The 23,754-nt window shown below is 37.0% G+C and carries 16 protein-coding genes and 2 tRNA genes; 14 read left to right on the top strand and 4 right to left on the bottom strand.

The features are described 5' to 3' along the window. Positions 1–10: 10 nt before the first annotated feature. Positions 11–1,630, bottom strand: coding sequence for a S8 family peptidase (locus IR022_RS10960; protein WP_194203718.1), 1,620 nt, complete (start codon positions 1,628–1,630; stop codon positions 11–13). Between the two features lie 188 nt (positions 1,631–1,818). Here IR022_RS10960 and IR022_RS10955 point away from each other — a divergent pair, with 188 nt between their 5' ends. From IR022_RS10955 to IR022_RS10900, 12 genes are all read left to right on the top strand, one after another. After that, positions 1,819–3,672, top strand: a complete 1,854-nt coding sequence (locus IR022_RS10955) for an ABC transporter ATP-binding protein (RefSeq protein ID WP_194203717.1) — start codon at positions 1,819–1,821, stop codon at positions 3,670–3,672. A gap of 135 nt (positions 3,673–3,807) precedes the next feature. Next, positions 3,808–4,839, top strand: coding sequence for a rhodanese-related sulfurtransferase (locus IR022_RS10950; protein ID WP_194203716.1), 1,032 nt, complete (start codon positions 3,808–3,810; stop codon positions 4,837–4,839). 257 nt (positions 4,840–5,096) lie between these two features. Continuing rightward, complete coding sequence (locus IR022_RS10945) at positions 5,097–6,488, top strand: transglycosylase SLT domain-containing protein (RefSeq protein WP_194203934.1); 1,392 nt, start codon at positions 5,097–5,099, stop codon at positions 6,486–6,488. A gap of 54 nt (positions 6,489–6,542) precedes the next feature. After that, the gene (locus IR022_RS10940; RefSeq protein WP_194203715.1) at positions 6,543–7,541 is read left to right on the top strand and encodes a M28 family metallopeptidase; all 999 of its coding nucleotides are present in this window, start codon (positions 6,543–6,545) and stop codon (positions 7,539–7,541) included. Positions 7,542–7,626: 85 nt separating this feature from the next. Next, complete coding sequence (locus IR022_RS10935) at positions 7,627–8,610, top strand: GSCFA domain-containing protein (RefSeq protein ID WP_194203714.1); 984 nt, start codon at positions 7,627–7,629, stop codon at positions 8,608–8,610. A gap of 106 nt (positions 8,611–8,716) precedes the next feature. Then, a complete protein-coding gene (locus IR022_RS10930; RefSeq protein ID WP_194203713.1) occupies positions 8,717–11,188 on the top strand; it encodes a bifunctional UDP-N-acetylmuramoyl-tripeptide:D-alanyl-D-alanine ligase/alanine racemase in 2,472 nt (823 codons plus the stop codon). Between the two features lie 311 nt (positions 11,189–11,499). Further along, positions 11,500–12,921, top strand: a complete 1,422-nt coding sequence (locus IR022_RS10925) for a TolC family protein (protein WP_050710132.1) — start codon at positions 11,500–11,502, stop codon at positions 12,919–12,921. A gap of 31 nt (positions 12,922–12,952) precedes the next feature. After that, entirely contained in the window at positions 12,953–13,942 is a 990-nt protein-coding gene (locus tag IR022_RS10920) for an HlyD family secretion protein (RefSeq protein ID WP_194203712.1), read from the top strand. 88 nt (positions 13,943–14,030) lie between these two features. After that, on the top strand, positions 14,031–15,200 hold the full coding sequence (locus IR022_RS10915) for an ABC transporter permease (protein WP_194203711.1): 1,170 nt from the start codon (positions 14,031–14,033) through the stop codon (positions 15,198–15,200). Then, positions 15,197–16,405 (top strand): ABC transporter permease, encoded by a 1,209-nt coding sequence (locus IR022_RS10910; protein ID WP_194203710.1) that lies wholly within the window; start codon positions 15,197–15,199, stop codon positions 16,403–16,405. Before IR022_RS10915 ends, IR022_RS10910 begins: the two co-directional genes overlap by 4 nt. Positions 16,406–16,548: 143 nt before the next feature. Continuing rightward, positions 16,549–16,977: a MarR family winged helix-turn-helix transcriptional regulator gene (locus tag IR022_RS10905; RefSeq protein WP_050710128.1), complete on the top strand. Its 429-nt coding sequence runs from the start codon at positions 16,549–16,551 to the stop codon at positions 16,975–16,977. Between the two features lie 45 nt (positions 16,978–17,022). Next, positions 17,023–17,520 carry a hypothetical protein gene (locus IR022_RS10900; RefSeq protein ID WP_050710127.1) on the top strand — a complete coding sequence of 166 codons (498 nt, stop codon included), beginning with the start codon at positions 17,023–17,025 and terminating at the stop codon, positions 17,518–17,520. A gap of 80 nt (positions 17,521–17,600) precedes the next feature. Here IR022_RS10900 and IR022_RS10895 read toward each other — a convergent pair whose 3' ends face one another. Continuing rightward, on the bottom strand, positions 17,601–19,886 hold the full coding sequence (locus IR022_RS10895; protein WP_194203709.1) for a family 20 glycosylhydrolase: 2,286 nt from the start codon (positions 19,884–19,886) through the stop codon (positions 17,601–17,603). A gap of 271 nt (positions 19,887–20,157) precedes the next feature. Between IR022_RS10895 and bglX the strand changes: the two genes are divergently transcribed. Beyond that, positions 20,158–22,392, top strand: coding sequence for a beta-glucosidase BglX (gene bglX / locus IR022_RS10890; RefSeq protein ID WP_194203708.1), 2,235 nt, complete (start codon positions 20,158–20,160; stop codon positions 22,390–22,392). Between the two features lie 65 nt (positions 22,393–22,457). Here bglX and IR022_RS10885 read toward each other — a convergent pair. After that, a tRNA-Asn gene (locus tag IR022_RS10885) sits at positions 22,458–22,531 on the bottom strand. Positions 22,532–22,564: 33 nt separating this feature from the next. Beyond that, positions 22,565–22,638 (bottom strand) — tRNA-Asn (locus tag IR022_RS10880). A 90-nt stretch (positions 22,639–22,728) separates the two neighbouring features. Between IR022_RS10880 and IR022_RS10875 the strand changes: the two genes are divergently transcribed. Further along, the gene (locus IR022_RS10875; protein WP_050710124.1) at positions 22,729–23,706 is read left to right on the top strand and encodes an adenosine kinase; all 978 of its coding nucleotides are present in this window, start codon (positions 22,729–22,731) and stop codon (positions 23,704–23,706) included. The last annotated feature ends 48 nt before the right edge of the window (positions 23,707–23,754 follow it).

The raw sequence follows: 23,754 nt of genomic DNA, 5'->3' as shown, positions 1-23,754 counted from the left end.
ATGTGTGAGCTTAAAAAATAATTTTATACGATTCCTTTACACCAGTTCCTGTTATCGTGATAATTCTTACTTGTTTAGAAGAATCATGTAATCGGAAATCTTGTTCCTGTTCGCTCAAAGTATCTGTGAGAATTATTTTCCCGTCAAGATTGATAACTTTAATTGTATATGTGTTATTGCTGGTTTCCCTATTTCTGAAAACTCTAAAATGTCCGATACTATCGGATTTTATGTCGAATAATGGCTCGTTATTCATAGCTTCTTCTTCTATTCCTGTGGGCGTGTTTCCTGCCAAAAGAAATGCGGTTTTCATATTAGGGATACCATATCCGTAGTAATTATCGGGGTTCTTATATCTGTCTCCGGATTTTTTGATAATATCAAGCAACTCTAAACTAGTTAGATTAGGTGCTGATTGCCATAAACAGGCAGCTAATCCTGCCATTATGGGTCCTGAAAATGATGTACCTTGTGCAGGTTCTACTTCTCCCGAACTGGCTACTACTGCTGTGCTTAATCCTACAGCTACAACATCGGGCTTTATCCTTCCATCGGCAGTAGGACCTACTGAACTGAAATATGCAATGGTAGAGTCTCGGGCTATGGCTCCCACAGTAAGTACGTTATCTGCATCTGCTGGAAATGCTATTTTCTTCCACGAGTTTGAACCCTCATTTCCTGCACTTATTTCTACAAATATTCCCTTGGATGCGGCTATTTCGGCAGCTTGAGTGATATAAGCAGTCTTTCCATCGAGTTGTTCGTGGGTATAACTTTGTGCAGGGGCATGAAATGTGTGATAGCCAAGCGAAGCGTTTATTATATCTACCCCTATACTATCGGCATACTCGGCTGCGGCTGCCCAATAATCCTCTTCGATTGGAAATTCTGATCGGCTGTCTTCTGATCGTAACAACCAATATTTAGCTTCGGGTGCAGTTCCTATAAATATGTTAGGGCGGTTTGCTGCCATAACTGATAATACTTTCAACCCATGATCACTACTTTTAAAGATATCGTCGCCATTAAATACAAAATCTTTAAATCCTTTTATAGAAATATTATCAAGAAGTAGGAGCTCATTCAGATTTCTGAATCCTGCATCAATAACAGCGATTTCAAGGCCTTTACCTCTATATCCTTCCTTGTGTAGAAACTGACCGTTTACTGTTCGTATCTGATCTTCTCCATATCCGTATTCACTTTCAGATTTAATAACGGTGCGTTTGCTTCTTGCAATGTCTTTTGTTGTGGTATTAGTTGTATCTCCTTTCCATACGAAAGTTGCGTTGCTTACAAAATCTAACTCTTTTACTTTATCGACAAATGAGCTATCTATACAATAAATACTAACTGTACTTAGCCATTTACTTCTTGCAACTACATTACATCCTAAATTCTCGATGATGTTAATATATGTCGATGAAATCGGTATATCCGTTTCATTAATGCTGATGTGCTGTCTTTGGCGACGCTCTATTGCACGCTTCGAAAGAAACTCTTCGGGTTTGTCTATAGAGTAGGTTGTTTGTCCTTTGTCTTTGAGTTGTATTCTGAACATGTATCCATCCGAGGCGAATGTCGTTAGGTTATATAATATGCAAAGAGAAAGGAGGATATATCTAATCATTCTTTTGTTTTTTTATAAGCAAATATATGGATGATTCATAAGATCGCCAAACATTGTGTTTTGGATGAAAATAATTATGACTAACTTGCGGGCTTGTTTTAAGGTCACAGATCTAAGGTCTTATAAAATAAAGATGGTTTATCTTTATCAATGTAGGATTAGATCCTTTTATTCACTTAGACTCCTATATGAAAGATTTTTTACGTATTCTTCGCCGATTTATCCCCCCTTATAAAAGGGAGCTTATTCTCAGCTTTGTCTTCAATATCCTGTCGGCGTTAATGAATGTACTATCCTTTGCTTTGATAGTGCCGATTCTTAATATCCTTTTTAAAATAAATGAGGATACATATGAATTCATGCCTTGGATTAGCCCAGACGCAACAACTCTTTTTCAGAAAGTTGAATCTATAATGGGAGTTGCACAGAATAACTTTTATTATCTGAGTGCTAACTACATTGAGCAATACGGAGCTTCCTCTACTTTGTTTATTCTGGCATTGGCTTTAGTTGGTATGACTTTAGTAAAGGTTGGAGTTACTTATCTAAGTTCTTTTTTCCTTATTCCAATACGTACAGGTGTAGTGCGAGATATTCGTAATCAGATAAATGATAAAATACTTTCGCTTCCATTGTCTTTCTTTTCGGAAGAACGAAAAGGCGATATTATTGGTCGGATGACAGGTGATGTTGGGGAAGTAGAAAACTCAATTATGAGTTCTTTAGATATGCTTTTCAAAAATCCTATTTTGATTTTAGTATATTTCACAACGATGTTGGTTATCAGTTGGCAACTAACAATTTTTGTGTTGATACTACTTCCTGTATCAGGTTTTATAATGGGTAGGGTAGGGAAGACTTTAAAGCGTCAGTCTACAGAAGCCCAGGAGAAATGGGGAGAGCTAATGGCTCAAATCGAAGAAACTTTAGGTGGATTGCGTATTATAAAAGCTTTTAATGCAGAAAAAAAAGTAACTGACAGGTTCCACAGAGGGGGTGATGATTTGCGCAGAATGTCTAATAAGATAAATCGTCGTCAGCAATTAGCTCATCCAATGAGTGAGTTTCTCGGGACGTTGACTATTGCTATTGTGCTTTGGTATGGTGGTAATCTTATTCTTGGACACGATGCTTCTATAACTGCATCGAGCTTCATGTTCTATTTGGTGATGTTCTACAGTATCATAAATCCGGCTAAAGAATTTTCGAAATCGGCCTATGCTATTCAGAAAGGTTTGGCGTCTATGGTTCGTATAGATAAAATACTAGCAGCAGAAAGTAATATAACTGATCCAGAGAATCCTGTACAAATACCTTTCAATGATAAAATAGAATATAAAGGCGTTTGGTTTAAATACCAAAACAATTGGGTGTTGCAAGATATAAACCTCGTAATTCCTAAGGGAAGAACTATTGCTCTTGTAGGACAGTCGGGTTCAGGTAAATCTACAATGGTCGATCTGCTTCCTCGTTTTTACGATGTTGATAAAGGCAAAATCTTAATAGATGGAGTTAATGTTAGAGATGCAAAAATAATTGACTTGCGTTCTTTGATGGGGAATGTGAATCAGGAGGCAATTCTGTTTAATGATACATTCTTTAATAATATCACCTTTGGAGTTGATAATGCTACCATGGAAGATGTTGTAGAGGCTGCTAAAATAGCTAATGCACATGATTTTATTGTTGGAACTGAAAACGGTTACGATACTAATATTGGTGATCGTGGAGGAAAGCTTTCGGGAGGACAACGCCAGCGTGTAAGTATTGCCCGTGCGATTCTTAAAAATCCTCAGATACTTATTCTGGATGAGGCGACCTCTGCTCTTGATACCGAATCGGAACGACTGGTTCAGGAGGCTCTTGAGAACTTGATGCGTAATCGTACCACCATCGTAATTGCTCACCGATTATCTACAATAAAAACTGCCGATGAGATATGCGTAATGCACGAAGGGCGTATTGTAGAGAGAGGACATCACAATGAGTTGTATGACCTTAACGGATACTATCGTAAACTGTGCGACATGCAACAATTCTAAGGTTACAACCTGTTTAGGTTTAGATATAGATAGAACCGATGACTCATAGTCATCGGTTCTTGTTTTTTGCACTTACTTTTGTCTCTTTATTTAGAATGATTCTAACGATTATTTACATTTAATGTATTGTATAATATGCAACTGTACAATTTGATGAGCGCTGACGAAAGAGCCAAACTGATAGATGAAGCAGGAGTTCAACGTCTCACACTTTCTTTTTATGCTTATGCTCATATAGCCGATCCTCAAGCTTTTAGAGATGCACTTTTTCTTGAGTGGTCAAAACTAGATGTGCTTGGACGTATTTATGTAGCTAACGAAGGCATCAATGCTCAGCTATCGTTACCTGCTGCCAATATTTCAGCTTTTAAAGATTATCTGGATACTTATCCGTTTATGAAAGATATTCGCTTGAATGTGGCAGTTGAGCATGACAACAAATCTTTTCTAAAGCTTACGATTAAAGTTCGCGAGAAGATTGTGGCAGATGGGCTTAATGACGAAACCTTTGATGTTACCGATATTGGTGTACATCTTAGGGCTAAAGAATTTCATGATATGATGGCCGATCCTAATACTGTGGTATTGGATATGCGCAATCATTATGAAAGCGAAGTAGGACATTTTGAAGGAGCTGTAACTCCTGATGTTACAACATTTAGAGAATCTCTTCCTATTATAGACAAACTGCTGGAAGAGCATAAAGAAAACAAAAACCTGTTGATGTATTGTACTGGAGGTATTCGTTGCGAAAAGGCCAGTGCTTACTTCAAGCATCAGGGCTTTAAGAATGTCTATCAATTGGAAGGTGGTATTATTGAATATACAAGACAAGTAAAAGCCGAAGGACTAGACAGTAAGTTTATCGGAAAGAATTTTGTTTTCGACAATCGCTTAGGTGAGCGGATTACCGAAGATGTTATTGCACATTGTCATCAGTGTGGTAAAGCTTGCGATACACATACCAATTGTGCGAACGAAGGTTGTCACCTTTTGTTTATCCAATGTCCCGAGTGTGCCGAGGCAATGAAAGGATGTTGTTGCGATGAGTGTAGAAGTGTAGTTATGCTACCAGAGGAGGAGCAAAAAGCTCTTCGTAAAGGTAAACGTAATGATGCTATGATTTTCAGAAAAGGTAAATCTCAGAGCTTGTTTATTGCGAAGTAAATAACTGGATCAAAATAAGACTAAAGAAAGGTGACATTTCTGTCACCTTTCTTATTTATACCTGTTTTGATTCTTAGTATGTTCTAAGATGGGTTTTGATCTGATCAACCTAAGACTAACAAAGCTTCAAGTTTATTTACTGATTTAAATAACAGTCTCTTATCCGTTTTTTAGAGTTTGATAATCTGTTAACTAAAAAATATTATATTTGCGACGATATTTATAATAGCTCTAAAACCTTTAATAAGTTGAATATGATGTCGAAGATTAGCTATTTTGTATTCTTAATAGGTATGATTGCCGTCTTTTGCAGCTGTGGAGGACAGAAGCCTCAGACTCGAGATTTTGAGCAAATAAAGGAGTCGGGCGAGCTAAATATTATTACCTTAAGTAGTTCTACTTCATATTTTATCTACAAAGATGAGCCGATGGGTTATGACTATGATCTGGCAAAAGAATTTTGCGATTATTATGGTCTAAAACTAAATGTAAAGGTTGCCGAAAACGCAACACGACTTATCGAAATGCTTCAAAATGGTGAGGGAGATTTAATAACCAGTCCTATTTCTGTGCAAAACGAACTGAAAGATTCTATTCTCTATTGTGGATTGGAGCAAGTTTCGCATCAAGTATTAGTCCAAAGAACAAATAAGAAAGATTCGATGGTAACAGATGTTACTCAATTGATCGGAAAAGAAGTTTACATAAAACATAACACGAAGTATCATAAACGATTACTCAATCTAGATGCTGAGTTGGGGAATGGTATTGTTATTAAAGATGTTGAGAAAGATACGGTAACGGTGGAAGACCTTATCCAAATGGTTGCTCAAAAACAGATCGACTACACAGTGGCGGACGAATATATTGCTAAACTGAATAAAACATACTATCGTAATATTGATGTTTCTCTCCCTCTAAGTTTCGAGCAACGTTCTTCATGGGCTGTTCGCAAAGATACACCCGAACTGGGAAAGGCTTTAAACGAATGGTTTGCTGAGAATAGTAAGACCAGAGAGTATAAATCTATTCTGAAAAAATACTTCGAGTTAAGTAAACAACCCGATTTTGATTTAAATGTCTTAGCCAATGTCCCAAAAGGGCATGTTTCGCTTTATGATGAGATTTTCAAGAAATATGCAGCTATATCTGGATACGATTGGCATCTGTTGGCATCAGTAGCATATCAAGAATCGCGTTTTAAGCCTGAGGTTGCATCATGGGCAGGTGCAGTGGGATTAATGGGGTTGATGCCTCGTACGGCTAAAGCCTTTGGAGTCTCTGGAGATGATCTTAAAAATCCTGAACTAAGTATAAAAGTGGGGGCTGAGCTGATAAATAAATTAGATGGGATGTTTGCTAAAATAGAGGATAAAGAACAGCGACTCAAGTTTGTGTTGGCAGCGTATAATGGTGGTAACGGGCATGTTACAGACGCTCAGGCATTGGCTCGGAAGTACAATGACAATCCGTATATATGGGATGGGCATGTTGAAAAATATATAGAGCTAAAAAGTAAACCCGAATATTATAATGATTCTGTCTGCAAAAACGGTTACCTTAGAGGGTCGGAAGTGGTTCAGTATGTAAAACAGGTTACATCTAACCGTGATAAGTTTAAATCTATTGAAGTAAAATCTAAGTCATAGACCTGATTCGTTGTATGTAAGGATAAAGTTACTTTATCCCGAAAACCTATTATCATGAAAATTTATTTATCTGTTTTATTATTAAGTGTTTCGTTATTAAATATTTTTGCTCAAAAGCCTATCGAAAAAGGACTAAACTCCATTTCGGAAAGAGAGGCAAAAGCTACAGTTGGCTTTTTGGCAAGTGATGCTCTTCAAGGGCGTGGAGCAGGAGCTTTAGGAGGACAAGTTGCTTCCGAATATTTGGCTTCATATCTTACAGCTTTAGGTATTCAGCCTTTAAGTGATACTTATTTCCAACCATTTGAGGCATATAGTGAAGATTTTAAACAAAAGAAAAGATATCAGGTAAATCCCGATTCAATCGCTAAATATAAACAAGGAGTTCATCGTGTTTTAAATCTGCGAAATGTTCTGGGAATGATTCCGGGAGTCAATAAAAATGAATATGTGATAGTAGGAGCTCACTTCGATCATCTGGGGATGGATACAAATTTGGTGGGCGATCAAATATATAACGGGGCTGACGATAATGCGTCTGGTGTATCGGCTGTAATGCAGATTGCGAAAGCTTTTGTAGAGAGTGGAGTTCAACCACAGCGTAATGTGATTTTTGCATTCTGGGATGGAGAAGAAGATGGCTTATTAGGCTCCAAATATTTTACACAAAACTGTAAATTTATCAATCAAGTAAAAGGCTATCTAAACTTCGATATGATAGGTCGTAATACCGATGAGTCTAATCCTACTTATGTAGTCTATTTCTATACTGAAGCTAATCCTGCTTTTGGTAAATGGCTGAAAGATGATATCAAAAAATATAATTTGCAATTGACTCCTAATTACACGCCTTGGGATAAGCCTGTGGGAGGAAGCGATAATGGTTCTTTTGCAAAGGCAGGTGTCCCGATTATTTGGTATCATACCGATGGGCATCCCGATTATCACAAACCAAGCGATGAGGCTTCGAAAATAAATTGGAAAAAATTAGTTGAGATAACTAAAGCCTCTTATTTGAATGCCTGGAACTTGGCTAACGAAAAAGAATATTGACGAGATAAGCCTTTCTACTTCTTTGATAGGTAGAATAACCAAACTTAGTTATATTGAATGTTACTTATTTTAGAATTTTATTTGAATGGAATTCAGGAAAAAGGTTGAAGTCCCAAAATCAGAACTAAGAATTAATCATCAGACAAAAATACTTTTGTTTGGGTCTTGCTTTGCCGAAAATATAGGGAAACAACTTCTCGAAAATAAATTTTCGGTCAATGTAAATCCTTTCGGCGTACTTTACAATCCCGCTTCTATCGCGCAGGCAATAGAGATGTTACAGCAAAATAGAGTTTTTACAGAAGATGATATTTTTCATCACCAGGGAATTTACCGAACTTATTTTCACCACAGTGTATTTTCCAGTCCTGATAAAGATAGCTTTCTTAAAACTATAAATGAGGCTAGGGAAAAAGCCTCTGCTGATTTAAAGGAAACAGAAATTCTTCTCGTTACTTTTGGTACAGCCTATGCTTTTAATCTCAAAGAAACGGAGAACGTTGTTGCCAACTGCCATAAGCAACCATCAAATATTTTTGATAGGTATAAACTTTCTGTATCGGAAATTGTTTTTTCATGGACTAGACTTATAGAAGAGTCTTTAAGGATTAATCCCGATTTGAAAATTTTATTCACTGTAAGTCCTATTCGTCATTGGAAAGATGGGGCACACAATAATCAATTGAGTAAAGCTGTTTTACTTCTGGCTATTGATGAGTTGATGAATAAGTTTTCCAATCTATATTATTTTCCGTCTTATGAAATCGTTTTGGATGAGTTGAGAGATTATAGGTTTTATGCCGAAGATATGATTCATCCCAATGATGTAGCTATACAATATATATGGGATATTTTTACTGCTACTTATTTAGATGAAGAGACCCGAAAATTATGTGTCGAATGGCAGAATATAAGTAGGGCAATTGGTCATCGACCTTTTAATGAAGAGACGGAGGAGCATAAACAATTTTTAAAACAAACTTTGTTAAAGGTCAAATCTTTACGAAATAAATATCCTTACTTTGATTGTGAAAAGGAGCTTTTGTTACTCGAGAAAAAACTCTCCTAGAGAACATAAACCGAGTAAATATTTGCCGCTTTATTATTCAACATAAAAGACTTTGATTAGTTGCTTATTGAAGTAAACTGAGAGTTCTAAAAAACTAAATATAGAAATGATATATACTATCTCTGAAATTGCCAAAACATTAAAAATAAAAGAGGTAAACAATCCCGAATCGCCCATAAGTCATTTGTTGAGCGACAGTCGCGAAGTTTTTAATCCCGGAGAGACACTATTCTTTGCCTTGAAGACGGCAAACAACGACGGGCATAAGTATGTTGATGAATTATACAATCTGGGTGTACGACATTTTGTTGTACAAACTATTCAACCCGAATGGAAGAATCTTAAAGACATAAATCTTTTACATGTCAAGGACTCTTTGCTTGCCTTACAAAAGGTAGCAACTTTTCATCGCGAACACTTTAATATCCCTGTTATAGCTATAACAGGAAGTAACGGTAAAACCATTGTAAAGGAATGGATATATCAGATGTTAGGTTCAGAGAAGAATATCACCCGATCGCCACGTAGTTATAACTCTCAGTTGGGAGTTCCTTTATCGGTATGGCAATTGAATGAAAATACAGAACTTGGACTTTTCGAAGCTGGTATTTCTATGCCTAATGAAATGACTCGTCTGCAAAAAATAATACAGCCGACTATTGGTGTTTTTACAAATATTGGAGATGCTCATCAAGAGAACTTCAAGAATTTGAAACAAAAATGTCTCGAAAAATTAGAGTTATTTGTCAATTGCGATGTTATAATTTGTGAAGAGGGTAATAAACTTCTTGATGAATGTATGGAGGCTACTTGTCTGTCTCAGAAAAGTTTTACGTGGTCTTATAACAATCGATCTAACAGTCCCTTACTTATACTAAAGGTTGAAAAGCTCGAAGCTAAATCTTTTATTACTTACTCTTTTCTCGGCTTACCATTTACGGTAGAATTACCCTTTACGGATGATGCTTCTGTCGAAAATGTTACCAGCAGTATAGCGGCTGCCTTATACTTGACTACATCTATCGAAACTATACAGGAAAAAGTAAAACAGCTTGAGCCGGTAGCTATGCGTTTGGATGTACGTAGAGGCAAGAATAATAATATCATTGTAAATGATACATATAATTCGGATATCAACTCGTTGAAGATTGCACTGTCTTTCTTAGGGCAACAATCTGCTGAGGATTCTCCGAAACGAACTCTTATTCTCTCTGATATATTGCAATCAGGATTTTCGGATGAGGCTTTATATAAATCAGTTTCAGATCTGGCAGATTCTGCTAGTATTGGTCGGATTATTGGTATCGGTCATCATATCTCGGATCAGCAAAAGTTGTTTGCGAATATTCCTCATATTTTCTTCGATTCTACAGAAGATTTTATTTCTTCCGGAATATGGAACGAATTTCATGAAGAAACGATCTTATTAAAAGGATCACGTCATTTTGAATTTGAACGTATCAGCGAACTCATAGAGCAAAAGAATCATGAGACGGTGTTGGATATAAATCTGGATGCTATACTTCATAATTTTAAATTCCACCGCTCGAGAATGAATCCTGATACCAAGATTATCTGTATGGTTAAAGCAGATGCTTACGGGTCGGGTTCCGAAGAAGTAGCTAAGATACTTCAATATCATAAATGCGATTACTTTGCAGTAGCAATTGCCGAAGAAGGGGTTGTCTTGAGAAAAGCAGGAATAAAGACTCCTATAATTGTACTTAACCCTGAGGTATCGGGTTTTAATCAATTATTTGAATCGTATCTCGAACCCGAAGTTTATAATTTCAGGATTCTCGATGCCTTTATAAAAGAAGCACAACGCAGGGGAATCTCCGATTTTCCTATTCATATAAAGATGGATACAGGTATGCATCGTCTTGGTTTTACCGAAGAAGATATACCTTTATTGTTAGAGCGTCTGAAATCGCAACAAGCTCTTAAAGTGAAATCGACATTTTCACACTTAGCAGCAAGCGAAAGTTGGGCATTTGATGATTTTACAACACAACAAATTTCGTTATTTAAAAAGCTTGCTTCTGCATTGCAAGATGGATTGGATTATACTATTTGGCGACATATTCTTAACTCAGCAGGGATCGAACGTTTCCCCGAAGAGCAAATGGATATGGTGCGCTTAGGTATTAGCTTGTATGGTATCAGTGCCAGTGGATTAGATGGATTACGTAATGTTTGTACGCTTAAGACTACGATCTTGCAAATAAAACATCTCAAAAAAGGTGAAACTGTGGGGTATGGTAGAAGGGGAGACCTTGATCACGATGCTTCTATTGCGACTATCCGTATAGGATATGCAGATGGTTTGAGCCGTCAATTTGGAAATAGAAATGGGCATGTGCTGGTCAACGGGCATCTGGTTCCTATTATCGGCAATATATGCATGGACTTGTCTATGATCGAAATTACTGGGCTTGATATTAAAGAAGGTGATGAGGTAATTCTCTTTGGTGATGAATTATCTGTTATAGACCAGGCTAAAAAGATTAATACTATTCCTTACGAGGTATTAACTTCTGTATCATCGAGGGTTAGGAGAATTTATTTCAGAGAATAATCTTTACTATATATAAATTATTTGTGATAAACACATTATATTTGATGGGTAGTCGAAAGATTACCCATTTTTGTGTTTTATAGGAAAGTTGTGAAAACGTTTTTTTAACTGAATTTAAATATTCCGAACTAAAAGGGATATTTAGGTGTTGTTTATATAGTCTAAAGAGTGTACTTTTACGTGATTTTATTGTTTAGACAACTAACTAAAGTTGTAAACTCATTTCTTGATTAGTTATATTATAACACTAAAATTGGCTGATTGAAAAATATAGCGATTAATACTTTACTTATTAAAAATGGACACAACACATGAGTAAAAGAAATTTTCTCTGGATTTTGTTTTGCGTTGGCGCCTTAAGCGGTACTATATCTGCACAAAGAACACTAAGTCTCGAAGATGCCCGAAATCTGGCTATCCAGAACAATAAGCATTTGAAGATGGCCTCTGAGGAAGAAAAGGTCGCCTACTATGAAAAAAAGGAAGCTTACTTAAAGTATTTCCCTAAATTTTCTGCGTCCGGAATGTATATTCGCAACGAAAAGAATCTGAATCTTATAGGTTCTTCGGCTATTCCGGGATCTATTACCATTCCCGATTTATCGGGTATAGGAATACCTATTCCTCCCGGAACTCAGATACCTATTCCACAGGAATTATCAGACAAGATACGATCTATTGGAGAACTCGATATAAAAAATATCTGGGTAGGTTCTATATCAATGACTCAGCCATTGTTTATGGGTGGGCGTATTGTGGCTTATAATGACATAATGAAGAATGCTCAGGAGTTGGCAAAGTCAAAGAAGGATACCGAATTGCAAGATGTTATTGCAGAGTTGGATGCTTCTTACTGGCAAATTGTTTCGTTGGCTTATAAAAGAGATCTTGCTGAATCGTACCTCAAATTGCTGCAAAAGATGCATTCTGATGTTGGCTCAATGGAAGCCGAAGGAGTTGCAACCAAAGCAGATGTTTTGTCGGTAATGGTAAAAGAGAATGAAGCGGACATGACCTTAACTAAGGTTGATAATGGTTTAAGTTTAGCTCGAATGCTTTTCAACCAATTATGTGGGTTAGAGATTGAAGACAAAGTAGCTTTAGCGGATGAAAAACGTGAAATGCTGATCTCAACAGAAGCACCTATTACTCCTTCGATTGAAGAAGCTCTGCTAAACAGGCCCGAAATAAAGAGCCTCGAACTAGCTACTAAGATATATAAAGGAAAAGAAAAAATAGAGAGAGCCGAGTTTTTACCCGAACTAGGATTAATGGCTGCTTATACATGGACAAACCCCAATGGTTTTGATGGTTTTCAAAATACATTTGGAGGAATGTGGAACGTAGGGCTGAAATTGAGTGTTCCTCTTAATTTTATGACCAGTTCTGCTAAACTGAGTGCTGCAAAGGCTCAGACTCGTATTCAGGAATATCAACTGGAAGATGCAAAAGAAAAAATAGAACTACAAATCAATCAATCGGCTTTTAAACTGAATGAAGCTCACAAAAGGTATATTTCTTCGGAGCAAAATATGGAAAAAGCGAATGAAAACTTGAGATATGCTACGTTGGGTTTCGAAGAAGGGGTTATTCCTGCTTCGGATGTTTTGGCTGCTCATACAGCATGGTTATCGGCTCACTCGGAGATGATCGATTCTCAGATTGATGTGAAACTATGCAATGTATATTTGAATAAAGCACTAGGTAGAAGTTTAACTAATGTAAAACAATAAAAATAGGTCTGTGACCTTAATAAATGCAGATATGAGTAGAGAAGATAATAAATCAGGATCAAAACTTATTCCGATTCTCGGTTTTGCCGCAGTTATCATTGCTGTTGCAATTTATGGATTCTTTTTTCTAAATCAAGAAGATAATACATTGCAGGGAGAAGCCGAAATAACTGAAGTGCGTATTTCGAGCAAAGTTCCCGGGCGTATCGAGAAATTTTTCGTGCAAGAAGGAGACTCTGTTCGCAGAGGCGATACTTTGGCTATACTTAGTGCACCGGATGTTTACGCTAAGCTTTCGCAAGCTACCGCTGCCGAACAGGGTGCTGCTGCACAAAGTAACAAAGCACAAAAAGGAGCGCGAGTTGAGCAGATTAATGCTGCTTACGAAATGTGGCAAAAAACAAAAGTAGGAGTTGATATAGCTCAGAAGTCTTTTACACGTGTACAAAATCTGTACAATAAAGGTGTAACAACGGCTCAGAAGAGAGATGAGGCTGAGGCAAATTATAATGCTGCCGTAGCTACCGAAAAAGCAGCTAGATCTCAATACGATATGGCGAAAAACGGAGCTGAGCGTGAAGATAAAGAAGCAGCATTGGCTATGTTAAACAGAGCAAAAGGTGCTGTGGCTGAGGTAGATTCTTATATAACAGAAACATATCTTATTTCTCCTGTTGACGGACGTGTATCTGATCGTTTCCCTAATGTGGGTGAATTGGTTGGTACGGGTGCTCCTATTATGAATGTAATGGATCTTTCGGACAAATGGGGAACTTTCAATGTGAGAGAAGATCGTTTGCAAAACTTCAAGATAGGGCAAACGGTTACTGCCTTTGTGCCTGCTTTGAATAAGGATGTGCAGTTGAAAGTATATTATATGAAAGACCTTGGTTCTTATGCTGCATGGAAAGCAACCAAAACTACTGGTGGCTATGATCGTAAAACATTTGAGGTAAGAGGGCATTTTGTAGAAAATCAGCCTGATATTTTGCCTGGAATGTCGCTTGTCATAAAAGAATAAAGCCGTATATTTTTATTGTCTCGGCAATTATAATAAGTAGAGGTAGCTGTATTGCAGCAGTAAATAATAAACATTACTTAAATAAAGAATGGCTTCAGAAAAAGGTATGTGGGTAGTCTTCGTGAGAGAATGGAAACGTATATTATCTTCCAAGATTTGTATCTGGGGGATGATTGTGGCTCCGTTACTTACATTTGGTTTGCTGATGTATATGATGCATGCCGGTTTACCGACCAAGATTCCTATTGCCGTAGTTGATCTCGATAATTCGTTGACTTCACGATCTTTGGTTCGTCAATTAGATGCGTTTGCAAAGACTGATATCAAATTTAAGAGTCTTTCATTCAAAGAAGCACGTGTCGAAATGGAGCGTGGGCAAGTATATGGAGTCTTTACTATTCCTCGTAATTTTGCAAAGGATGCTATTTCGGGCAATCGTCCAAAGATAGTTTTCTATACTAATAATGCTTTTCTTATATCTGGTTCGTTATTGTTTCAGGATATGAAGACTATTAGTGTATTGGCTTCGGCATCAGTCGGTCTTAGAATGGGGGAGGCAAAAGGTTATACACAGGGGCAATTGATGCCTATTATACAACCCATATCTATTGAGGCTCATCCTATTGGAAATCCTTGGTTAAACTATTCGGTTTATCTTAATAATGTGCTTACTCCCGGTATCATATTCTTGATTCTGGCTATGTTTACTATATCTAGCTTTGGATCTGAGGTGAAGATGGGAACAGGGCGTAAGTTTCTCGATTTGGCGGGCGGTTCTACCGTAAAGGCAATATTTGGTAAGATTTTACCATATACGATTCTCTTTTTTGTATTGTCGTTATTCTTTATGTCAGTATTGTACTATTATAATAATTTTCCGTTAAACTCAGGTTTCTTTCCTATTTGCTTTGCTTACTTGTGCTTGATATTATCAGCTCAAGGGTTTGGATTAATGTTACTTGCTGTTTTTGGAAATTATAGATTATCGTTGAGTGCGGCAAGTTTATTAGGGATGATTTCCTTTTCTATAACTGGCTTTTCGTTTCCGTCAATAGCTATGAGTCCTGTACTTTATGCATTAAGCTTCTTGTTTCCTCTTCGGCATTTCTTTTTGATTTATGTTGATCAGGCTCTTAATGGTATTGCATGGCAATATTCGGCTTATCACTATGCTGCTCTGTTAGGCTTTTTCTTTCTGGGATTGATCTCTATGGGTAGAGTTAGAAACTTTATGTACGAAAATGTGTACGAAGAATGAAAAAATTACTGCTTGATATATATTACGTGTGGTTGCATGAGCTGAAAGTTGTCTTTCGGGATCCGGCAGTAGTACTATTGTTTCTAATAGTTCCACTTGCATATCCGGTATTGTATGCTTTTTTATACAATAATGAGGCAGTCCATGAAGTAAAAGTTATTGTGGTAGACGAGTCTAACTCGGCTTTGTCACGAGAGTTTACACGTAAAGTAGATGGAGCCGCTGATGTAAATGTGGTTGCCCATGTTGCCGATATGGAAGAAGCTCGCGAAGCCGTTCGCCGTAAAGAAGCATACGGAATTATATATATTCCTGCATCATTCAGTATCGATCTGAATACTGCACAGCAAACAGCCGTTTTGGTGTACTCCGATATGAGTAGTATGCTTTTTTATAAAGCAATGTTGCTTACTTGTATGGAAGTGTCTTTGGAAATGGGAGCAGATATCAGGGTGAATGATATGGGGCATGGTACACGTGCGCAGGATGCTTCAACAATGGAAGCGGTAGATTATGAGTGGGTGTCCTTCTATAATGTATCTAATGGTTTTGCCAGCTTTTTGGTTCCTGCAATTCTTATTCTGGTTATTCAGCAAACATTACTGTTAGGTGTAGGTACTATTGTGGGTACTCATAATGATAAAAAGCGATTTACTGTTGCATCCCATATGTCGGAAGGGAAAAATATTCACCCATTGAAGTTGACCATTGGTAAGGGTTTCTGTTATAGTACTCTGTATATTATCACATCTGCATGGGTATTGCGAGTCGTTCCTTATCTGTTTAATCTCCCTCAGATTGGAGATCCATTAACTATTGCAGTGTTTCTTTTCCCTTATATTCTGGCGGCTACCTTTTTTGCTATGACTTTATCTTACTTCTGTTCTCAACGTGAGTTTGTAATGTTATTAGTTGTATTTACAAGTGTGCCGTTTCTGTTTATGTCGGGTATTTCATGGCCTTGGGTATCTATACCTCCCGTATTAAAGGCTATTGCATATCTTCTGCCATCCACTCCGGGTATTCATGGTTTTGTAAGCGTCAATACGATGGGTGCAACCCTCTCCGATGTTTGGTTTGAGTATGTAGTTCTGTGGGTTCAGGTTGTTGTTTATTGGGCACTTGCCACTATGATGTATTATTGGTGGATAGATAATTACGATCCAAAATATAAAGGAAAACATCCTTCAATGAGTAAATTTTAAGGTCACATAACTATTTCTAATATTTGTCCTTATTGTAAAAGAAGAGCCACATTGTGTGCTCTTCTTTTACATTTTATTTGATGTGTTTTTTTGATTATTGACTAGTCAATTGTTTTTTGTACTTTTGTAAAAACAGAATTGATATGGATAGTTTATATTCACTTGGTTTTCTATTAAATAGAGCTTCGTTCTCACTAGCTAAAATGCTGAGAATAGAGCTTAAGAGAAACAATATAGAATTGCCACATTCGCAGTTTATAGTACTTCGGTGTTTGTATTATAAAGATGGATTGAGTCAGCAGGAGCTGGCAACTTTGCTTTGTAAGGATGCGGCTGCCATAAAACGGACAATTGATAATCTGGAAGATAGGGGTTTGGTTTGTCGAGTTCATGTGTCGCAAAGAGAAAATGCTATTCAAATTACAGAAGCAGGCAAGGTTCTTATGCCTGCGGCTATTAAATGTGGAGATCTGGCTCTCGAAAAGGTACTGCAGGATATAAATGAAAGCGATTATGAATTGTTGAAGCAGCTTTTACAGCGTATCTATTCGAATGTAGAAGAGTTGAAATAATTTTTTTCTTTTAAATATTGACTAATCAACTATTAAACTAACAATATGAAAAAATTAGGATCAAAAGGTATCAAAGTTCTTAAAATACTCCACTTAATATTTGCCATGATATGGACTAGTGGAGCTATAGCTATGGTACTTATTACTTTTTTGTCAAAGGCACAATCGGTAGATGAGCTACATATGAAATACAGTATACTGCTTGTGGTTGATAATTGGCTAATAATTACGGGTGCTATGACCAGTTTAGTTATTGGCATTGTGTATGGAATATTTACTAACTGGGGCTTTTTCAAACATCGATGGATTATTGTTAAGTGGATAATCACTGTGGCTCAGATACTGTTCGGTACATTTGCTTATCATCCTGCGCTTACTCAGAATCTGAGTCTTATAAGCGAATTGAAAGAGGAGGTTGTTTTTAATGCTGAATTTATTGCAAATAATAGGTTTATGGAAATCAGTGGATTCTTTCAATCGGGTTTGTTATTGTTTATGATTGTAATTTCTGTATTCAAACCTTGGAAAGCAAAAAAGCGCTAGTTTAGCCTTCATGTTTTGTAGGAAATAAAAAAAGAGCTCAGCTATTTGAGCTCTTTTTTATTATGGTATTTCTATTGGTTTTAATGTTTAAACCAACTATCGGGAATTTCTTGTACGGGACCACCATTGAAGCTATATTGAAGTTTTAGTGTATAACCGCCACCTCCTTCAAGGAAATCTAATTGGAAGGGTTGCAAACCTTTCTCTAAGGCTACCTGTCCGCTTTTCATTATGGCAGAATGTTGTCCGTCGTTATCTACAACAGTTTCTCCGGCTATATAAAGTACTCCACCGTCGTCGCAATTGAAGAAGAAACTATAAATACCTGTTTCGGGAACATTGATATATCCGTTGAATTTCAATCCGAACGAATTAGTTTCTTTAGGGGCTTGAATGTTTGGCACTACGAATGTTTCATCGGGAGTACCTACTATTTCTTTTGTGTTCTTGTAAAACTTATTGAAGAAATTGCAACGAAGTCCAGCATTCGTATCTTCTACCATTACAGCTTTATTTAAAGATGTAGGTCTAAAGTTTAGGCTGTATATCTCACCTCTGACTCCTCCTGAACTAAATAGAGCCATTTTTAGAAGCGTTGGTTGAGATATTGTGATGGGTTGTAATAGTTTGGGCGAATCAACAGTCGGGATGCCTCCATCAAGCGTATAATGTATAGTCATATCGGGAAGTGGACTGTTTACCATAAAATCGGTTGATCCTATAAAAACATTTTCTTGGGCAAATCCATCAATATCGGGCAATCTGTAATTTATACCCAGAGCATCAAGTCTTGGATATTGTTTTAGAAGGCGTTGAGAAAATTCGTCAAATCTGTTGGTGTTATTTGTCCATGTGCGTTCTGCCAATGCAATCATACGAGGATACATCTGAAACTCGGCTTGTTGTTCAGTTGGAATCATTTCTGTCCAAAGATTAGCCTGTGCTCCTTGTATTAAATGTGCTTTGTCTGCAGGTACATCTGTTGGAACTACTTCCATGTGATATACATTGTTTACACTGATATTGTTGTTTACATAGTCGAAGTAAAGAGGATTTGTAGGAGTCATTATTACTTCACTATTTCCTAATACAGCTTTTTTAGGAGCGTCTTTTACCCAGCCTCTCCAATACATAATGGTTACATTTGGATTTGTGCCTCCTTCGAGAATCTCATCCCAAGCAATAATTTTTTTGCCGTGAGCTTCTACAAATTCTTGCATTTCATGTACAAAGTGACTCTGTAGTTTATCCACATCTTCGAGTCCATTAGCTTTCATAAACTCTTTACATAGTTCGGAATTGCTCCACGATTTTTTGTCTACTTCGTCGGCTCCAATATGAATGTATTTCGAAGGGAAAAGGTCAATTACTTCTTGTAGTACGTCTTTCGTAAAAGTATATGCTTCTTCTTTACATGGACAAACAGGAGTTGAGAAAAGCTCTCCCCATTCTGATTTTCGTCCTTCAATAAGATAAGGATATGCATTGATGGCAGCCATCATATGTCCGGGAACATCTATTTCGGGAATAATTTCAATATGTTTCGATTGAGCATATGAAATTAGGTCTTTCATTTCTTCTTGAGTGTAGAATCCGCCATACACAGTTTTTCCATCTTTTTCATGGATAAAACGAGGATCAATCTTGAAATTTGGATTCTCTTCAGCCTTTTTCATGCAGGCTGAGTCTTGGTTATTGAATGTACGCCATGCACCTTCGTTGGTGAGCTTTGGGTATTTCTTAATCTCAAGACGCCATCCTTGGTCGTCAGTTAAGTGTAGATGTAATTTATTGAATTTATAGAGAGCAAGTCTGTCAATATGTTTTTTTAGATAATCAAGAGTGAAAAAGTGGCGAGATACATCAAGATGCATACCTCTCCAACTAAATGCGGGGCTGTCTTCTATTTTCAGACTTGGTATTGAAACGGATGTTAGAGTATTGTTTCCTACAGCTTCGATAGTTGGAGGTAACAATTGTCTTATCGTTTGCAATGCATTGAATGCTCCGTGCCCGTTACTTGCTGATATAGTAATTTTATCGGGTGTCACTTCAAGGGTATAAGCCTCTGCTTTTTCTAATTGAGGATTGTATTTTATTTCAATTACATTTTTAGCTCCACCTTTAGCAATAGATATGTTTTTGCCAATAGCCGATTTTAATAGTGCTTGCAAGTAGGTTGCTTCATTATTGAATTTTGATATGTCTGCTACAGCGATTTTTGTATTTCCATTGATTGCAAAACTTCCACTTCCGGTTTGAATATTGGAAGGGTAGGGGATAAGGGGTAATTCCTGTACTTTGGAATTTTGTGCATGAAGAAAGACGGCACAAAGAAGGAATAAAAGGACTAAGAGTTTTTTCATGGTTTATAGTTGGTTTATAGAATGAGTATGTAAATATACATTTTTTAGATAATATGGTGTGTTAAATTAAGAAATGGGTTTTAATTTACAGTCTTAGGCCATTTTATAGTTTTTGGTAAGCGTAATAGCAGCTGATAGTTATAATTCTGAAATACGATATTAAATCTTTATTTTACTTATTTTAGGTTAGTGTTATTATGACAAATAATCAATATATTTGAAGATTGAATAACCAGCAAGATAATTTACACTTTATAAAATATTAATATCAATGAAAAAAACATTCCTAACCGCTTTTATTACGGCGTCGGCTGTTTTAAGCCTGACAGCTCAAAATCCTGCGATAGACAAGCGAGTAGATGATTTGCTTAAGCAAATGACTCTCGAAGAAAAAGTAGGACAATTGAATCAATACACCGGAGATTGGTCGTCGGCTACCGGACCGATAACGAAAGATGGAGATAAACAAAACCAGATTCGTACAGGGCAGATAGGGTCTATGCTGAATGTAAAAGGTGTGGCTCACACTCGTCAATGTCAGGAAATGGCAATGCAATCGAGATTGAAAATTCCTTTGCTTTTCGGACAAGATGTAATACATGGTTATAAAACTACTTTTCCTATTCCATTGGCGGAGGCTGCCAGTTGGGATTTGGATGCTATTGAACTAGGAGCACGCATTGCTGCCATAGAGGCTGCTGCAAGTGGTATTCATTGGACATTTGCTCCGATGGTCGATATAGGTAGAGATCCTCGTTGGGGGCGTGTGATGGAGGGTGCAGGAGAAGATCCTTATTTGGGTTCTTTGATTGCAACAGCCAGAGTAAAAGGTTTTCAGGGAGAAAAACTAGGTGATATAACAAGCGTAATGGCTTGTGCCAAACACTTTGCTGCTTATGGAGCTGCTGTTGGCGGACGTGATTATAACTCGGTTGATATGAGTGAACGTATGCTTTGGGAAGTATATTTACCTCCTTTCAAGGCTGCTTTAGATGCAGGTGCTGCCACTTTTATGAATTCTTTTAATGATCTGAATGGTATTCCGGCAACAGGAAGTGTATTTCTGCAACGTGATATCTTGAAAGGACTATGGGGCTTTAAAGGCTTCGTGGTGTCTGATTGGGGATCTATTGGCGAGATGGTACAGCATGGTTTTGTGAAAGATGGAAAAGATGCTGCTTTAGCTGCTATTGTTGCAGGAAGTGATATGGATATGGAAAGCAGATGTTATAAAAATAACTTAGCAGACCTTGTGAAAGAAAATAAAGTAGATATTGCTTTGGTTGATGATGCTGTAAGACGTATTCTGTATAAGAAATTCGAAATGGGATTATTTGAAGATCCTTATAAATACAGCGATGTTAAGAGACAAGAGGCTGCTATGAATAATCCCGAGCATACTAAAGCTGCACGCGAGATAGGGGCTAAAAGTATTGTATTGCTGAAAAACGAAAATAATGTTTTGCCACTATCTAAAGAAACTAAAACAATTGCTTTTATAGGACCTTTGGTGAAAGAGTATAAAGAAAATCTTGGTTTCTGGTCGGTAGAACTAGATGAGGTAGACTACGATAAGTTTATTGTATCGCAATGGGATGGACTACAAAACAAAGTTGGTAAAACATCTAAATTGCTTTATGCTAAAGGTTGCGAAATAGAAGGTGAGGATAAAAGTGGATTTGCTGAGGCTATTTCAATAGCTAACCAAGCAGATGTGGTGATATTAAGCATTGGCGAAAAACGTGATATGAGTGGAGAGGCTAAAAGCCGGAGTGATATAAGCTTACCCGGTGTTCAGGAGGAATTAGTAAAAGCCATTCAAGCAACAGGAAAACCGGTTGTAGTTTTAATTAATGCAGGTCGTCCATTGGTGTTTAATTGGACTGCAGATAATGTACCTGCTATTCTTTACACATGGTGGTTAGGTTCGGAAGCAGGAAACTCTATTGCTGATGTATTATTTGGTGATGTAAACCCTTCTGCAAAATTGCCTATGACTTTCCCTAGATCAGTTGGGCAGATTCCAATTTATCACAGCTATTTCAATACAGGTAGACCTGCTAAGAACGAAAATGATTTGAATTACGTTTCTGCTTATATTGATTTGCCAAATAGTCCTAAGTTTCCATTTGGATATGGTTTGAGTTATACTACATTCGGATATTCAGATTTGAAACTTTCGAAGAAACAAATCAATAAAGGTGAGACTATTGAGGTTACTGCACGCATAACTAATACAGGAAAGTATGCAGGCGAAGAGGTAGTTCAGTTGTATTTGAGAGATAAAGTAGGCTCGGTTGTAAGACCAGTAAAAGAACTTAAAGGTTTTGAGAAAATAAAACTGAACGCGGGCGAAAGTAAAGTAGTTACTTTTGTTATTGATAATGAAAAGCTATCTTTTTACAATCAAAAATTAGAATTTGATTCAGAACCGGGTGAATTTGATCTTATGATCGGTTCTTCGGCGGAAGATATTCGTTTGAAATCTGAGTTCGAATTACTCTGATTGATGAGGTTTGAGATCTTAATAACAAAAAAAGTCTGAAGAATATTCTTCAGACTTTTTTTCTGCTCTCCCTCTTGGACTTGAACCAAGGACCCTCTGATTAACAGTCAGATGCTCTAACCAACTGAGCTAAGGAAGAGTGTAAACTCTCGGATAATTCTAACAAAAAAAGCTCTCCCTCTTGGACTTGAACCAAGGACCCTCTGATTAACAGTCAGATGCTCTAACCAACTGAGCTAAGGAAGAATATTTTTTTAGTGCTTTTCTCCAAAAGCGTAGCAAAAGTAGAGCTTATTTCCGAATTATGCAATATCTTTGCATGAAAATTTAATAAAAATGAAAGTATTAGGAATGGGAAACGCCCTAGTGGACGTTTTGGCCTTGATAGACAACGATATTCTACTTGAAGAATTAGAGCTTCCAAAAGGGAGTATGCAGTTAATTGACGAAGTAAAAAAGGAATCTTTGCATCTTGCTATAGCAGACAGAGAGAAATTTGTGGCTTCGGGAGGTTCGGCTTCCAATACAATTAATGGTCTTGCACGTTTAGATATTGCTACGGGTTTTATCGGACGAGTAGGTAAAGATTTTTACGGAACCTATTATAAACACGATCTTGATAAATGTAAAGTAACATCGCATTTGATTATAACAGATGATGAGGCTTCGGGTATTGCAACAACTTTTGTTTCGAAAGACGGGCAACGTACATTTGGAACATTCTTAGGAGCAGCAGCAGGATTAACAGCGGAAGATCTTAATGAATCGGATTTTGTTGGTTACGACTACTTTTATATTGAAGGATATTTAGTGCAAAATCTGGATTTGATTCGTAAGGCTATAACATTAGCTAAGAATGCAGGTTTAAAGGTGGTGCTTGATATGGCAAGTTATAATGTCGTAGAAGCTAGCCGAGATTTTCTACTTGAGATTATCCCTGACTATATTGATATCGTTTTTGCTAATGAAGAAGAGGCACGAGCCTTATTTGATGTTGAAGCCGAGGTCGCATTGGATATGATTGCCAAAGATGTAGAAATTGCCATCGTGAAAGTAGGAGAAAAGGGTTCATGGATAAAGAGAGGTGACGAAAAAGTATTTGTACCTGCCCTTAAAGTGAATTGTATTGATACTACGGGTGCAGGAGATTTATATGCAGCCGGATTTTTATATGGTTTGATTAAAAATCGGACATTAGCAGAAAGTGGAAAGATAGGAACTTTGCTTGCCGGAAATGTAATACAGATAGTAGGTCCAAAAATGGATGATGCTAAATGGGATGAATTGATTGCAGAGTTGGCTAAGGCTAAGTAAGCTTAAATAAATAAATTTATATAGAAGGGAGGAAGTAATTTTCTCCTT

The sequence above is a fragment of the Dysgonomonas sp. GY617 genome, assembly GCF_015233815.1.
Taxonomy (GTDB): domain Bacteria; phylum Bacteroidota; class Bacteroidia; order Bacteroidales; family Dysgonomonadaceae; genus Dysgonomonas_A.
Note: the sequence above shows the minus strand (reverse complement) of the source record. Positions and strands in the feature narration are given on the sequence as shown.